11 protein-coding genes and 1 pseudogene are annotated in these 15,422 nt (G+C 31.2%); 3 read left to right on the top strand and 9 right to left on the bottom strand.

Annotated features, from left to right (window positions below; genetic code table 11):
• Positions 1-9: 9 nt before the first annotated feature.
• The 3 genes from EV195_RS13765 to EV195_RS13755 are packed head-to-tail and all read right to left on the bottom strand — an operon-like array spanning position 10 to position 2,187.
• A complete protein-coding gene (locus EV195_RS13765) occupies positions 10-1,221 on the bottom strand; it encodes a sensor histidine kinase (RefSeq protein WP_132795546.1) in 1,212 nt (403 codons plus the stop codon).
• Complete coding sequence (locus EV195_RS13760; RefSeq protein ID WP_132795545.1) at positions 1,202-1,762, bottom strand: heme NO-binding domain-containing protein; 561 nt, start codon at positions 1,760-1,762, stop codon at positions 1,202-1,204. Before EV195_RS13760 ends, EV195_RS13765 begins: the two co-directional genes overlap by 20 nt.
• Before the next feature lie 2 nt (positions 1,763-1,764).
• Positions 1,765-2,187, bottom strand: coding sequence for a response regulator (locus EV195_RS13755; RefSeq protein WP_132795544.1), 423 nt, complete (start codon positions 2,185-2,187; stop codon positions 1,765-1,767).
• Between the two features lie 179 nt (positions 2,188-2,366).
• Between EV195_RS13755 and EV195_RS13750 the strand changes: the two genes are divergently transcribed.
• On the top strand, positions 2,367-4,208 hold the full coding sequence (locus tag EV195_RS13750; protein ID WP_132795655.1) for a PLP-dependent aminotransferase family protein: 1,842 nt from the start codon (positions 2,367-2,369) through the stop codon (positions 4,206-4,208).
• A gap of 57 nt (positions 4,209-4,265) precedes the next feature.
• Here the strand turns inward: EV195_RS13750 and EV195_RS13745 are convergent, their stop codons facing one another.
• Both EV195_RS13745 and EV195_RS13740 read right to left on the bottom strand, forming a co-directional pair.
• Entirely contained in the window at positions 4,266-5,312 is a 1,047-nt protein-coding gene (locus tag EV195_RS13745; RefSeq protein ID WP_243693128.1) for a sensor histidine kinase, read from the bottom strand.
• Complete coding sequence (locus tag EV195_RS13740; RefSeq protein WP_132795543.1) at positions 5,309-6,442, bottom strand: FIST signal transduction protein; 1,134 nt, start codon at positions 6,440-6,442, stop codon at positions 5,309-5,311. The genes EV195_RS13745 and EV195_RS13740 overlap by 4 nt, the downstream gene beginning before the upstream one ends.
• 391 nt (positions 6,443-6,833) lie before the next feature.
• On the opposite strand from EV195_RS13740, the gene EV195_RS13735 reads away from it, so the two are divergent.
• Both EV195_RS13735 and EV195_RS13730 read left to right on the top strand, forming a co-directional pair.
• Positions 6,834-7,898 (top strand): helix-turn-helix domain-containing protein, encoded by a 1,065-nt coding sequence (locus EV195_RS13735; RefSeq protein ID WP_132795542.1) that lies wholly within the window; start codon positions 6,834-6,836, stop codon positions 7,896-7,898.
• An 88-nt stretch (positions 7,899-7,986) separates the two neighbouring features.
• A complete protein-coding gene (locus EV195_RS13730; protein WP_132795541.1) occupies positions 7,987-9,498 on the top strand; it encodes an ankyrin repeat domain-containing protein in 1,512 nt (503 codons plus the stop codon).
• 261 nt (positions 9,499-9,759) lie between these two features.
• Here EV195_RS13730 and EV195_RS13725 read toward each other — a convergent pair whose 3' ends face one another.
• From EV195_RS13725 to EV195_RS16755, 4 genes and pseudogenes are all read right to left on the bottom strand, one after another.
• Complete coding sequence (locus EV195_RS13725) at positions 9,760-10,533, bottom strand: glycoside hydrolase family 16 protein (protein ID WP_132795540.1); 774 nt, start codon at positions 10,531-10,533, stop codon at positions 9,760-9,762.
• Positions 10,530-12,791 carry a beta-glucosidase BglX gene (gene bglX / locus EV195_RS13720; RefSeq protein WP_132795539.1) on the bottom strand — a complete coding sequence of 754 codons (2,262 nt, stop codon included), beginning with the start codon at positions 12,789-12,791 and terminating at the stop codon, positions 10,530-10,532. The genes EV195_RS13725 and bglX overlap by 4 nt, the downstream gene beginning before the upstream one ends.
• A 72-nt stretch (positions 12,792-12,863) precedes the next feature.
• On the bottom strand, positions 12,864-14,501 hold the full coding sequence (locus tag EV195_RS13715; protein ID WP_132795538.1) for a glycoside hydrolase family 16 protein: 1,638 nt from the start codon (positions 14,499-14,501) through the stop codon (positions 12,864-12,866).
• 11 nt (positions 14,502-14,512) lie between these two features.
• Positions 14,513-15,422, bottom strand: a pseudogene (locus tag EV195_RS16755) (hypothetical protein); the annotation flags it as partial.

Raw genomic sequence — 15,422 nt, 5'->3', positions numbered from 1 at the left:
TTATGAGTTTCATTTTTTAATTGTAAAATAAAAAGTAGTTCCTACATTCGGAGTGCTTTCTAACCATATATTTCCTTTGTACAAGTCTACAATTTTCTTAACTATAGACAAGCCTATTCCGGTTGAATCTTCTCTTTTTGTTAGCGATTGAAATACTTTAAATATTTTTTCATGAAATTCTTTTTCTATTCCTAAACCGTTGTCTTTAACTGAGAACTGATAAAATGTAGGTTCTTCAATGAAATCAATTTCAATAAGTCCTTCTTCTTTATCGTTAAATTTAATTGCGTTGCTTATTAAATTTTGAAATAATTGTTGAAATTTAGTACTATCTCCTTTTACAATTGGTAAATTGGGACTTATACTTAACGTAATATTTGTAGGAATAAATAAAGTAGTTTTTATATTTTGGAGAACTTTATTTAAATTCACATCTACTTCTTCTGCGGCAAAATCTGCACTTGAATAACTAAGAATATCTGATATTAAACTATCCATATTCTCAACTGTTTTCTCAATTAATTCGATATTTTGAACAGTTTCACTATCAAACTTCTCTAAATTATCTGCTTTAATCCACGATAGTAGTGCATCTATGGTTCTTAAAGGTGATTTTAAATCATGAGAAACTACATGTGCATATTCGTAAAGCTCTTCATTACTTTTCTCAAGCTTATTAAGTATTTGCTTTTTCTGTTCTTCTAAAAGTTTTAAATGAGTAATGTCTCGAACAATTCCTTGTGCTGCAATTGGAAGATTATTTCTATCAAAAATTATACTGGCATTTATATGCACCCACTTAATTTCTTTACTTTTTGTAATAACTCTTGCTTCATAATTCTTAAAAAAACCTTTTGTTTTCAATTCTCCAAAGGAAGTCATCGCATATACTTCATCTTCCTCATAAATTAAGTTCAGAACATTTAGTTTTTCTTTAGTAACATCATATCCAAAAAGAGCGGTAGCTGCATCATTAAACTTTAATACGTTACCTGATAAATCCATGACCACGTAAGCATCTAATATGTTTTCAAAAACACCTTTTAGCTCAGAAGATTTTTCATCAAGGAGATTTTCTAATTTCAAGTTTGTTTCCTGTAATTCTTCTGACAACAAATAAAGCTCTCTTGATTTGTCTTCAAGAATTTTCTCAGCAGCCTTTCTCGCTGCCCGTTCTCGTTTTAAGGTTCTTTCTAAAATTTCAATTTTCTCTAGATTCATGGGGGTTTTTCTTAATCACAAACTTCACTTCCGTTCCGTCTTCTTTAATCTTTTCTAAAACTATGGTTGCCGAACTATTAAAATGTTCAAAAGTTTTATTCATTAATCCTAAACCAAAATGATGCATGGCTCTACTTGATTTATAAATCAAAATTAAAGAGTCTTCTGTTTTTTCCTCAACAACAAACTCAGGTAGTTCTGCATCAGGATAAATCTTTTTCACTTCAACATGTATATGATTTTCTATAGAAGAAAGCATTTCAATTGGGTCTTTGTAGGTAGCTAATAATCCTGAGTAACTTTTATCTATAACTGAAAAAAAATGTTCTCCATAGGTTAATAATAACTTATCAATTGAAATACCTGAGTTTTTATGTAAACTCTGTAATAATTGTAACATCTCTGAAAATCGATAAGTTCCTATGGAAGTATAGGCGCCTTCAGACTCTAAATTAGATTCTGAAATTATTTTATCCACCATTTCAATACCAAACTTTTCTTCAACTAAATCCAAAAATTCAGTAAAAACAATCCCTTTCATAATTAATATTTTTTTAGTTCGTTTAAACTCCAATAAGTTAAAATTGCCTCAATTTTAGTTTCGTAATCTTTATACTTTAACGGTTTTAATACATAACCCGAAACGCCTATTCTATAACACTCTTCTAAATCTTTTTGATTATCGGATGTAGTTAATATAACCGTTGGAATATGCCTTAAATCTTCGTCTTTTTTTAAAATAGATAAAAACTCAATTCCGCTAATTCTAGGCATGTTTAAATCTAATAAAATTAAATCCGGTAGATTATTTTTATCTTCTAAGATTTTAAATGCTTCATCTGCATCTTTTGCTTCAGTAATATTATGCTTTAAATCATGATAAGAAACTGTTTTTTTAAATTTAACAATTTCAATCATATGATCTTCTATCAATAAAATATTTAAACTCCTTTTTAAAATATTCATAACTGTAGTTTGTATTAAAAATAAGAGTTTTTTCAAGAAAATGAAAATATGACAACAACAACCTTACGTTACTTTAGACGAAAAACTAGTAAGTTTAGATAAAATGTTAAACCTTGAGCTAATTATAAGGTTAAAAATTGAAATTGGCGTATCTTGCAGCTTATTTCAAGAAATATATTATGCTAGAAAATACGGTAGTAAATTATATAAAAAACGTACTAACTAACTTACCTAAAGATTGGTTACATCTTACTACACATCGATTAGATATTTATAATGAAGAACTTGCTAAAACAGCGTTTTTATACACATTTGAAAATCTTTTTAAAAGCAATAATTACAGTTCAAATGCACTTAACGAATTACCTACTGCATTTGATTATATTAGATTAGGACATCCATTATCTTGTGTATTAGAATGGACCATTGCTAATTTGAATCAAATAACATCAGACCACGTAATTAGTTTTTCTTCTGAAAGCATTCCTATTTTAGCTGTTCTTAGAAAAAACATATTTGAAAAAAAGAATACATTACTTCTTGTAAAAAATGAGTTGCCAAAATCTTTTGACATAGAAACTGTCAAGAAAGTGTATGGTTATCAATTTCAAGTACAGCAATTAGAGTCAACTCAAGAAATCCCTGATTTTGAAGGAACCACTATTCTATTTGATAACAAAAAAGATATTTACAATTTTGACAACTCTGTAAATGTTGATTTTATCATTAATATCCGAAATGACTTAGGAAGTATTTTATTGGTAAATGGAGATGACAATAAAAATTATATTTCTGAAATACAACATGTAAGAAGAAGGGAAACAATAGCTATGACTCCTGCCAATACATTAATTGCTTTACAGGAGTTAACAAATTCTACTAAAGATTCACCGAATTTTGACACCAAAGCAAATAAAACAACAGTATTAAAAACCATAAAAGAAATTACTGGAGTTAATACTAATGCTGTTGTAGGTTCTAGCGGACTTTCAATTCAGTATGCCATTGTAATGGGATTGATTGATCATGCCATTGAGAATTATAATAACCGTCCAATTAAAATTGTAGTTCCACCAAATTGTTATGGAGGAACAAACGACCAAGCAAGAAGAGTTGCAGCATGTTTAAACAATGTAGAAGTAATGGATTTACCTGTTGACGGCGGTTATGATATGGTAAATAGTATTGACAGAGTATTAGAAACTATTGCAAAAGAAAATGCCGTTCCATATATCATAGCTGAAATTCCTACGAATCCAAGAGTTGAAGTTCCGGATTTATTAAAACTTAAAGAAGTATTAAGTAAAGAACGAAAAACTACTTCAAATGAAAGAGCAATTGAACCTGTTTTTATTTTAGACCAAACATTTTGTCCGAATGTACATTTCTTAGGAGATAACGAAATACTTTCATCAGTTAAAACAATAGCTTATGTAAGTGGTTCTAAATTTCCAAGTGGTGGAAGATGTACAGCTGGGTATTGTACAGCAAATACAAAAGCAGCTTACTTAATGGATAAAATAGCATATCATATTCAATTGTGTGATAACGAAGCCACCGACTTGCAATTACAAATTTTGGCAGCGCAAATGCCTTCAATGAATCAAAGGATTGAAAGCGCCTACAAAAATACTCGTGAGTTTGTAACTTTTATTGAAGAAGTATTACCAGAGGCTAAAATTAATTTTGTTTCTGAGGAATTGGCACAAGAAGGATTTACGCCATCTGTGTTTTCATTAGATTTACCTACAAAAGGTAATACAAAGGAAGAAAGAGAAACTTATAAAAGAGCATTAAATCTTAAATTAATTGATTTAATGATTACCCAAATTCCAGATGAAAGTAAATACTGTGTAAGTTACGGACAATTAAAAGGTTGTTATTGGACAATTCCTGCTACTTCTACACAAGGAACTACAAAAGAAGAAGACAAAGATTATATTGCCAGAGTTGCCTTATCTGGAAACATGGACTTAGAAAAACATAAAGAGGTGTTTTTAGATTTTGTAAAAAGTTTATAATAACAAGATTTATTAATATAGAAGAGATAGATTATTATAGAATAATCTATCTCTTTTTTATTTTTTTATTGTGAAGAAAAAAGTAGAACCTTCATTAACTTCTGATTCTGCCCAAACGTTTCCTTCATACAAATCGGTAACTTTTTTTACAATTGACAATCCTAACCCAGCAGATTTAGTGTTGTTTTCTAATTTAAAAAAAGCTAAAAAAACTTTTTTCAAATAGGGTTCGTCTATACCATTTCCGTTATCTTTTATGTAAAACTTCCAGAAACCTTCTTCTTCATTATAACCAATTTCAATTTCCTTTTTATCTTTATCATTAAACTTAATAGCATTTTTTATTAGATTAAAAAATAAGTGTTTAAAGCAATTTTTCTCTCCTTTTAGTTTCGGTAAATCATCTTTAATTTTTATCCTAATATTTTCATCTATAGAAAGTTCTTGAATAGTATCATCAATTATTTTGTGCAGATCTATTTCAAGATCTTCTTTACCTACAATTTTTATAGAGGAATAATCTCTAATTGCACTAATTAAAGTTTCTACTCGATGTACATTTTCACTTATCAATTTTAATTTTTGCACTCCAGTAGCATCAATTTCATCTCTGTAATCATCTTCAATTAAATGAGCTAGAGTTTCAATATTTTGAAGCGGCGTAACCAAATCGTGAGAAACCATATGAGCATAATCATTGAGTTCTTGATTTTGTCGCTTCAAATACTTTAATAGCTTATCCTTTTCTTTATTAATATTTATAATCTCCTTAGTTTGATGATTAATAAAATCAATTAATTTCAAAGAATTGGAACCTTCTAAAGAAGCGTCTTCTTCTAACTCATAAAACTTCAATGTATGAATGACATTCTTTAATTTTTCTATGATTTCTTTTTGGGCATCCGTCTGTTTTTGAAGATTTTCACTAGCAACTGACAATTCCTCTGAGCTAATAGTAGTAGCTCTTTGTAACATTAAGGATTGTTGGTCGTAAAAATTATAAGACTTACCTATAGCTTCTAAAAAAACATCCAAATCTTCATTGTGCTGAAGATAATCAGGTAAAAACTTGCTTATTTGTCTTTTTAAAAGAGAATTCATCATTCACTGATTAGGGTAATTGTCATTGTTTGGTTGTGCAATTGACAATTATTTTCACCATTAAAAGGAGCGATTTCTCCATATGAATACATGCCACAAACAGTTGCTTGTTTACCTATAATTTCAATAACTTCTTCTACTTCTTCTTCTACACGTTGATCAAGCACCAACTTTCGTCCAATACAACTCACTAAAATTGCTAATTCTGGTTTGTTTTGTCTTATTTTATTAGCGTTCTCGGCAGCTAATTCAGACGCATTTACAATATTATCTACATGCGTCATCATTAACTGGACCTTCTCTCCTTCTAATATATTTCCTGCTAAAATCATCGAATGATTTTCCTCGTCAATATTTAAAATTGTTCTTACAATAGAATGATTTTCATTACATGATTTAACTTTTAAAGGATATAAAAGTGCCGCTCCAGGTAACTCTTTAGATTTTTCTCCAAGGTATTTTTTGTATAAATCCAACGCAGGTTTGTCGTCTAATTCGTACAAAATATTTCCTTTAGATTTCGTTACTATTCTGTCAGGTCCAAAAGGAGTCCAACCATCATTTATAGAAAAAGATACTTCCAAAGTTTCTCCGTATAAACCTATTGCTATTACTTCACCTGGTTTAGGATTTTCATTGTAAGCAGCTACTGTTTTTTGGAATCTACCATCATCTCCACAAAGAGCTCCAGTTATTAATAAATCGCTATTTGTGGCAGCATTCATTCCTTGAGTTAACTCACTTCCGTTCATAAATCTGCCTTCAGAAACAATAAAAACATGCTTCAATCCTTCTTTAGGAAGCTGATTAATCAATTCTTTTCCTGTATCGAAACTATTTGAGTTAGATTCTAATACATTTATGCGTTTGATTTCGAAACAGCTTTTTTCAAACTCAATTGCAGTTATTGTAATCGATTTTACTTCAACATGTTCAGCTGTGATATCGCCTGCTGTTGATCCAAAAACGATATGTCCATCTTTAAATATTGCTCTAACCTCGTTGTATATGTTTTCGTCTTCAAGTAAATACCTGTTTCCAAAAACTAATACTAAAGGGTTTTTTAATGGAATATTTTCACCTAAATATTCCCAGTCAGCATCTCTCCTTTTTTGTAACTGTACTGTTTTCATTTTTAGGGTAGGTTATATAAATTCTCAACTTTAGAACTTAATTTTTTGATTGATTGACGTTAAAAGTAATTTTTTTTTAACATATGTTTATTACCACAACAAAACAACGTAAAGTTGCTTAGACCAAATGCCTTAAAGTTTAGATGAAGTGTAAAAAAACGCATTAAATTGTCCGATTATATGAAGAATTTAAACTGATTTCAATATGATTTTCATTGTAATTTACCGATGAAGTTACTTTACTAATTCTCTTATCTAAAAGAACAAGAATAAATGAGTAATAAATAGTTAAAAACAATTATTCTTTACTTTTATATTCAATAAATTATCCATGAAAATAATTACAATACGTAGTTTTACCACTTTCACTATAATTAGATAACAATTTTACATGAGCATCATCCGCTTAATACTATTAATTCAAGCTCTTTTTACCCTGTTTATTGCTGGAGGAATATTTTTTAAGGAGAATTCTATAAAAAATAAAAGTATTGCTGTTTTCGCTGTATTATTTGGTTTTGAAATTCTGTATTTTTTATTTGGAACTAGTAAGGCAGGACTAATTTATCCTGAATTAAGAGTACGCTTTTATTTTTCTTTAGGAATTATTTATGGACCTATCTTGTATTTGCATTTTAAATCTATTCTAGAAAAAAACTTTACTTTACACAAAAGCTATTTCCTCCATTTTATTCCCCTTATACTATTGAATATTTATATGATGGATTCTATAATGATGTCTACAGAAGAAAGAATTTCCTACTTTGATAATAGAGATATATTTTTCAATTACATTATGCCTTTGAATTACTTTAGAAGTGCTCATCAAATAGTTTACGGAGTAATACTAATTCTACTGTATAAAAAACATCAAAAAGAAGTAGAAGTAAATACAAAATTCTATGTAGGAAGTTTGTCTCTGTTATACTTTACTTCAACAATAGTTATTTCGCTATTAGTTTTTTTTGCCAATACATGGAGAGATTTTTCTCTTTATTATTTACTAAACAACTTTATTATATTCTTAATTGGGTATGTTTTATATGAAAATCCCAAATTTTTTCAAGAGATTAAAAAAAAGTACGCACATTCAAATTTGAGTCACAGAGAAATTGTACAGTTAAAAGAAAGTCTGTTAGTACTATTTGAACATGAATTACCGTATTTAAACAAGCAACTTAATATTGATTATTTAGCCAATAAATTAAATACTAAACCACACTATCTTTCTCAAACATTTTCCAATGAGATAAAAGAAAATTTTAATGATTTTGTAAATAGATATAGAATTGAATATTCTAAAAACCTTTTAAAATCTTCAGAATATCAACATCTAAAAATTGAGGCCATTGCAGAAGAGTCTGGTTTTAATAATAAAGTTACTTTCTACAAGGCTTTTTCAAAATTTGAAAACACTACACCTTCAAAATTTAGGAAATCGCATCAAAAAATGTAAACAATCATTGTTGTTTACATAATAGCTATTGAAAAAATTTATCTTCTTACTTTAAGTATTGAATTTTGGGTTCGATAAATACAAACTAATGAACTCAACAATATATTCCTTAATTACTACACTTCTGTTTTTAAATATTACCAATGCTCAAAATTCAGTTAATACTTTTGATGAAAAAGGAAGAACTCCATTAATTAATGTAATCTTACAGAAAGATGTTTTAGCAGTAAAAACCTTAATTGGCAAAGGCTCAAATGTTAATTTAAAGGAACAAAATGGTCTTCAAGGAACACCTCTAATGTATGCTACTTCAACGGGGAATGTTCAACTTTGTAAGCTTTTAATAGAAAAAAATGCTAAAATAAATGCTATAGATATTAATAAAGACCATGCACTAAATTGGGCTACTTACTATGGACATGTATCTATAATGAGTCTTTTATTAGAAAATGGTGCAGACCTTTACTTACAAAGTAAACATGGAACGGCCATTGATGTTGCTTATCGATTATGGCATAACGATAGTGTTGCTAACGTTTTTCGAAAATATGTTCCTAACAAACCATACAGTAAAAAACAACTTAAAATGCTAAATGCTGTTAGGAATAATGATATAAAACAAACACAAGAGTTAATAGATAAAGGAGTTTCTCCTGATTTAAAAGATATCTTAGGGATCCCAATACTACAACTTGCTGCACAAGAAAATTATAACGAGTTAATCCTCTTACTTTTACATAAAGGTGCAAATGTAAATGCTTTAAACAGAGTAGGTCAAACTCCTTTAGCTTGGGCAGCTCGTTTTGGGAGTATTGAAAGTGTAAAGTTACTTTTAAAAGCAGGAGCCAATCCAAATACAACAGATATAAAATACCAATTAACTCCTCTTATAGCTGCTGCTTATGGAAATCATATTAAAATTGGTGAATTATTAATACAAAATGGAGCTAAAATTAATCACAAAGAAGTTATAAATAATGCATCAGCTTTAATTTGGGCTTTAACAAAAAATAACACAGACTTTGTAAAAATGTTAGTAAGACATGGGGCAAACTATCATGAAAAAGTCTTAGAAGGAAATAAGTATTCGGCTTATGATTTAGCTACAGCTTATAACAACAATCAACTTGTAAAATTCTTTAATAACCTAGATCAACTTAAAAAGCAAAAGCAACTTGAAGGCTCTTGGAAGGTTCATGCAATTAAATACCATTACCCTGATACAACATATGTGGTTAACCAAATTAAGTATGGGAGATTTATTTTTAATAAAAAAAACTATGCTGTTATGTATAATCCTATGATGAATGAAAGAACTCCTTTTAAAAATTTATCGAAACCAGCAGATTTAGAAATTAAAAAAGCATTTCAAAGTATTGTTTTTAACAGTGGTTCTTATGTGATTGAAGACAATACTATACATGCAATTCCTGACATTGCTAAAGTACCAGGATTTGAAAATGGACATCAATATTATAGAATTGAAATTATTGGTTCTGAAAACATCTCATTAACAATGTTTGATGAAACATACCCTGATGGTAAAAAGCCTGAATGGTATGGTAAAGTAAAAGTCCAATTTGAATTAAAAAGAGAATAAACAGTTGATAATTTTGCATATTTACCAACAAAAAACACTTCTACAATACATAAAAAAGAAAGCACAAATTGAAAAAAATTTTCAATTTGTGCATATGTGTAAGTAAACATACTTATTCAGTGTAAATCCCCTTTTAATCACTAAATAAGTCATAAGTGTAAACAACAATGTTGGTCTTTTAAATTAATCTCCCTTTCAACCAATACACTCACATACTTACCTGAATTTCAATACAATATACAAGTTTTCAATTAAAATATATTATTGATGTGAATATACTTTGATATAATCAATAATAAACTCCTGAGGAAAAATACTATTATCCACTTCAGGTCCACCAAAATTTCCCCCAATAGCCAGATTCAAAATCAAATAAAAAGGTTTATTGTAAGGCCAATTTTTATCGTCTTTATTTTCTGGTGCATAGGTATAAATTTCGTTATCATCTATAAAAAATCGAATATGATCTTCTGTCCATTCCATTTTATATATATGAAATTCGTCTTGAACGTTTTTTATTTCAACTTTTTTCGAATTTATGGTATTTCCAAAGCTTGAAGCATTATGCAGTGAGGCAAAAATTTTATTTGGCTCTTTACCTACATGTTCCATAATATCTATTTCTCCACATCCAGGCCAGGCATTTTCATCAATATCGTTTCCTAACATCCAAATTGCTGGCCATAAACCATGACCTTTAGGAAGTTTAGCTCTGGCTTCAAACGTACCATACTTAAATTCAAATTTATCTTTAGTATGAATTTTACCTGAGTAATATGAAGAATCTTTTTTTGTGGCAGAAATTATTAGTTTACCATCTCTAATAGCAATATTTTCTTTAGAATATAACTGTAATTCATTATTCCCCCAACCACATAAATTAGGGCAACCATCACCTAAGTCATAACTCCATAAACTATCATTTAAGCTGTTATGATTAAAATCCTGATTAAATAACAGTTTTTTATCTTCTTGCATCTTACAAGAAAAATTAATTAGTAAAATAAATAAAGAAAATAGTTTAATTAATTTCATTTGTAATCAATTGTTGTTTCCAAATTGCTATCCGAAGAACCTCCAACAAAGATTTTAAATTCACCAGGTTCAACTACAAACTCTCTCTGATTATTATAAAATCCTAATTCATCTTTAGTAAGTTTAAACGTTACCGTTTTTGTTTCAGAAGGATTTAATGCTATCATTTCAAATCCTTTTAACTCTTTAACGGGTCTTGTTACACTTGCTATTACATCTCTAATATATAACTGCGCGACCTCTTTTCCTTCAACAGTTCCTGTGTTAGTAATATCTACGGATACTTCAATATTTCCAGAACTAATTGAGGCCTTTAAATTTTTATACTCAAAGGAGGTATAACTTAAACCGTAACCAAAAGGGTACAATGGTTTATTCGTTTCATCTTGATAATGTGACCAAAAAACTTCTTTTTTAGGACCTGGTCTTCCAGTATTCTTATAGTTATAGTAAATAGGCACTTGACCAACCGATCTTGGGAATGTCATTGGTAACTTTCCACTTGGATTATAATCTCCATACAAAACTTGTGCAATTGCATTTCCTGCTTGAGAACCTAATTGCCAAGCTTCCACTATTGCAGGAATGTTTTCATCTGCCCAAGTGATTGCAAGAGGTCTACCATTATTTAAAACCAAAACAATGTTTTTATTAACCTTATATATGGTTTCTAATAATTCTTGCTGAAGTCCCGGTAAATCAAGTTTTGACCTACTTCTAGCCTCTCCACTTTGATAACCAACTTCACCTAAAACCATAACAACAACATCTGCTTTTTTAGCAATAGACACTGCTTCATTAAATTTAGACTTATCTGTAGTATTTAAAACTAACTCACTTGGAAAATTTGTTTCACCTAAGTATAATGTAGTTCCTTCTGCATACATCAGTTCATTTTCCTTGTATGCTTTCATTCCTTCTACAACAGAAACAGCAGAATTATCTTTTGCTGCCAATCTCCAGTTTCCTAGAGGACTATTAGTATCTGAAGCTAAGGCTCCTATCAAAGCTATTTTTTGTCCATTCTTTTTAAGAGGTAAAAGATTATCCTCGTTTTTAAGAAGTACAATTGATTTTTTAGCCATATCTAGCGCTGCATCATGCATTTCTTTGCTTCCGATTATTTCTTTTTCTCTACTCTCATCACAATACTTATAAGGATCTTCAAAAAGTCCTAATTCGAATTTTACACGTAAAATCCTTCTAGCTGCATCTGTGATATGTTCCTCTGAAACCTTGCCTTCTTTTACTAATGAAGCTAATTCATTTACATAAGCATATGATTCCATGTCCATATCCGAACCAGCATTTGCAGCTAATTCTGCAGCATGTTTTTTATCTTTTGCATATCCGTGAGCCATCATTTCCATGATAGAACCCCAATCGGAAACTACAAAACCTTCATAATTCCATTCTCCTTTTAAGATATCTCTTTGTAAAAATTTATCACCTGTAGCTGGAATTCCATTTAACTCATTAAACGAATTCATGAACGTTTTTACTCCTGCCTCATGAGCAGCTTTAAATGGTGGTAAAATAGTGTTGTATAAAGTTGATAAACCAACATCTGCTGTGTTATAATCTTTACCAGATTCGGCAAAACCATACGCTGCAAAATGCTTTGCGCATGCTGCTATAGTATATGGATTTGATAAATCGTCTCCTTGAAAACCTTCTACTCTTGCTACTCCAATTTTACTACCTAAATAAGGGTCTTCACCAGCACCTTCCATTACTCTTCCCCATCTTGCATCTCTGGAAATATCAACCATAGGAGCAAATGTCCAGTTTATTCCAGCTGCTGCAGCTTCTTTAGCTGCCATTTGAGCTGATTTTTTAATTGCTTCTAAATCCCAACTTGCAGATTCAGCTAACGGAATTGGACTCTGAGTTTCATAACCGTGAATTACATCAAAACCAATAATTAAGGGAATTCCTAGTCGGCTTTCTTCTACAGCTATTTTTTGAACCTTACGAACGTTTTCAACACCTCTCACATTCAACATAGAACCTACCCAGCCTTTTTTAAGATGCTCGAACTTCTTGGCTGCATCACCTGCACTAGGTACTGGACCGGTAACATCCCAAAAACCATTGTATTGGTTCATTTGTCCAATTTTTTCTTCTAATGTCATTAATTGTAGAAGCGAATCTACTTTTTGATCAATCACATTATTATTTGAAGTTTTTGTAGCAGCCTGTTGATTACAACTTAAAAAAGATATAATCACTAAATTGAGGATTAGAATTTTTCTCATACAATCGTTTTAAAAAGAGGTTAACTGGAATCAAAGTTAACCTCTTTAAATTAACTCAAACCATTTACACATTTATTGATAAACTCTTACATAATCTACTTCCATGGTAGATTCGGTAAATCCAGCATCTATACTTCCTCCTAAAGTTCCTCCCATTGCTATGTTTAATATCAAAAAGAAGTTGTCATTAAAAGGTAAAGATGATGAATTTGTTAACTCATAATATTTTACATCATCTAAATATACCGTAATGCTCTGATCTGTCCATTCCATGGTATACACATGAAAATCAGATGTAGCATTGGTTATTGATGTGTTTTGAGTAAAATCAGCCTTTACATTATTTGTAGTATCAAACCAATGTGCAGCAGATAATACTGAGTTCTTATCACCTCCTGTTTGCTCCATTATATCAATCTCTCCACATACTGGCCATCCAACCGTTGGAAAATTAGAACCTAACATCCAAATCGCAGGCCATGTTCCTGCTCCATCTGGTAACTTTGCTCTTACTTCTACTCTACCATAGGTAAAGTTATATAATCCTTGTGTCTTTAATCTTGCTGATGTATAACCACTTCCTGAAAAGTCTTCTTTCTTTGCTGTGATTATTAAGTTTCCGTTGCTTACAACTGCATTGTCTGCTCTATCTGTATAATACTGAACCTCATTATTTCCCCATCCATTGCTTCCTGTTCCAATATCATACGTCCATTTTGATGCATCTGGTGCTCCATCTGTGTTGAAATCATCTTCCCAAACTAAATTATTGTACACATAAGGTGCCGATGGTGGAGCTGGGTCTTCTGAGGTAATTACAAACCACCAATCAAACTCATTGTTACCATCGGTAATACGTAACGACATTTCATTTGGGTTACTTCTACTGAAAATCTCATATGTATGATTTCCTATGTAATATCCAATAAATCCTATTCCTGTAAGTGATAAAGTCTCAACACCTCCTGGTGCGGTTAATGTCCAATTCTCTGAATAATCTCCATAAGAATAATTCAGCACATCTGCTCCATCAACTGTTCCGCCTGAACCGCCTAACTGGTCTATTAAGTTTACTCTACCAAACACATCACCATTGGTCACATATTCAAAGGTTCCATCTGAATGAAACGTAAAACGATCGTCATACATTCCTACTCCATCTTTCTCATTAGCGCCTGCTTGATACCACTCTGCAAAAACAGATCCGCCAACTGGACCTAATCCAAAGTGAGCTCCTATTTCTGCTTTTACTCGCCATGTCTTTGAACTTGCCGCTGTTGGATTCGATGGGTCGTATCCATATAACAACGTCTTTAAATCATCTGGTGCAGAGTACAACGCTAACACATCTACTTGAATCGTTTTGCTTGAAGAAACTCCTCCTGCTCCAACGGCTATCACTGTAACTGTATAGGTATTTACTCCTAATTCACTAAAGTTATACGTCATGCGACCGTTTGGCTTTACCGATTCTGAACCGTTATACACAAACTTATACGATAACGCATTACTAGCCGTAGCTTCAAAATGAACCGTTCCACTTCCATCTCCATTTGGGTTGGTAGCATCTTGACCAACTATCGTAGCTACTATATCGATATTTGACGGAGTGGTAATATCACCAAACTCATACTCCTTCTCTTCACAACTATTGAAGAAAATACTCATGAAAGCAATACAGACTACTCTTGATATATATTTTAATCTCATCTTTTACTTTTTTAATTGGTTAATGTGTACTGATCGAAATAATAAACACTATCGTCTCCATTATTCCCAAAATCAAAGAAGATAACTACACGAACATAATCCGCTGTTGGTGCGCCACTAAAATCATACACCAACTCTTCCCATTGGTTAGCAACTGTAGTGTTCACATCTATCTCATGAGTAACACTAGCATCCTGATTCTCTAACTTTACCTTAACTACTGCTCCTTGCTTTGGTGACCATGTTTTAACACTGATTTTACTATAGGTACTAAAATCTAATGGTAAATCTGTTTCAAAAAAGGCACCTGCCCAAACCTCTGCGCCACTTGTTTTTGTTAATCGTGCAACATTTGCCGTAGTATTAGCTCCTGTAGCATCTGGATTGGCAATTACATCTATTCCTGCAATATTTCCAAATACCGTAAATGCCGGTGCTGTACCTTCAAAATCTTGGAACACTAAAGGTTGTGGTCCGCCTGAATCATTTACTAACTCTATCTCATCATAGTAATACTCAGAATCATCTCCGTTATTTCCAAAGTCAAAGAAGATAACAATACGAACATAATCTGCTGTTGGTGCACCACTGAAATCGTAAATTAATTGTTCCCACTGATTCGCAACCGTTGTATTTACATCAACCTCGTGTGTAACACTTGCATCTTGGTTCTCTAATTTTAACTTTACAACTGCGCCTTGTTTTGGTGACCATGTTTTAACACTAATCTTTGAGTAGTTTGCTAAATCTAATGGTGAAGCAATCTCAAAGAATCCTCCTGCCCAAATCTCTGCGCCACTAGTCTTGGTAAGTCTAGCAACATTGCCTGTAGTATTAGCACCACTTGCATCTGGATTGGCAATTACATCAACACCTGCACCTCCAAAACTTGTAAACGTTGGTGCTGCACCCTCAAAGTCC

This window comes from Tenacibaculum skagerrakense, from assembly GCF_004345825.1.
Classification (GTDB): Bacteria; Bacteroidota; Bacteroidia; order Flavobacteriales; family Flavobacteriaceae; genus Polaribacter; species Polaribacter skagerrakensis.
This window is presented reverse-complemented; position numbering and strand designations above follow the sequence as displayed.

What these genes read in the sequence shown, in the direction of transcription:
- EV195_RS13750 (WP_132795655.1), top strand. Translation starts at nt 2,367, where the DNA reads ATGCTAGAAAATACGGTAGTAAATTATATAAAAAACGTACTAACTAAC.
- EV195_RS13730 (WP_132795541.1), top strand. Translation starts at nt 7,987, where the DNA reads ATGAACTCAACAATATATTCCTTAATTACTACACTTCTGTTTTTAAAT.
- EV195_RS13745 (WP_243693128.1), bottom strand. Translation starts at nt 5,312, where the DNA reads ATGATGAATTCTCTTTTAAAAAGACAAATAAGCAAGTTTTTACCTGAT.
- EV195_RS13715 (WP_132795538.1), bottom strand. Translation starts at nt 14,501, where the DNA reads ATGAGATTAAAATATATATCAAGAGTAGTCTGTATTGCTTTCATGAGT.
- EV195_RS13765 (WP_132795546.1), bottom strand. Translation starts at nt 1,221, where the DNA reads ATGAATCTAGAGAAAATTGAAATTTTAGAAAGAACCTTAAAACGAGAA.
- EV195_RS13755 (WP_132795544.1), bottom strand. Translation starts at nt 2,187, where the DNA reads ATGAATATTTTAAAAAGGAGTTTAAATATTTTATTGATAGAAGATCAT.
- EV195_RS13725 (WP_132795540.1), bottom strand. Translation starts at nt 10,533, where the DNA reads ATGAAATTAATTAAACTATTTTCTTTATTTATTTTACTAATTAATTTT.
- EV195_RS13735 (WP_132795542.1), top strand. Translation starts at nt 6,834, where the DNA reads ATGAGCATCATCCGCTTAATACTATTAATTCAAGCTCTTTTTACCCTG.
- EV195_RS13760 (WP_132795545.1), bottom strand. Translation starts at nt 1,762, where the DNA reads ATGAAAGGGATTGTTTTTACTGAATTTTTGGATTTAGTTGAAGAAAAG.
- EV195_RS13740 (WP_132795543.1), bottom strand. Translation starts at nt 6,442, where the DNA reads ATGAAAACAGTACAGTTACAAAAAAGGAGAGATGCTGACTGGGAATAT.
- bglX (WP_132795539.1), bottom strand. Translation starts at nt 12,791, where the DNA reads ATGAGAAAAATTCTAATCCTCAATTTAGTGATTATATCTTTTTTAAGT.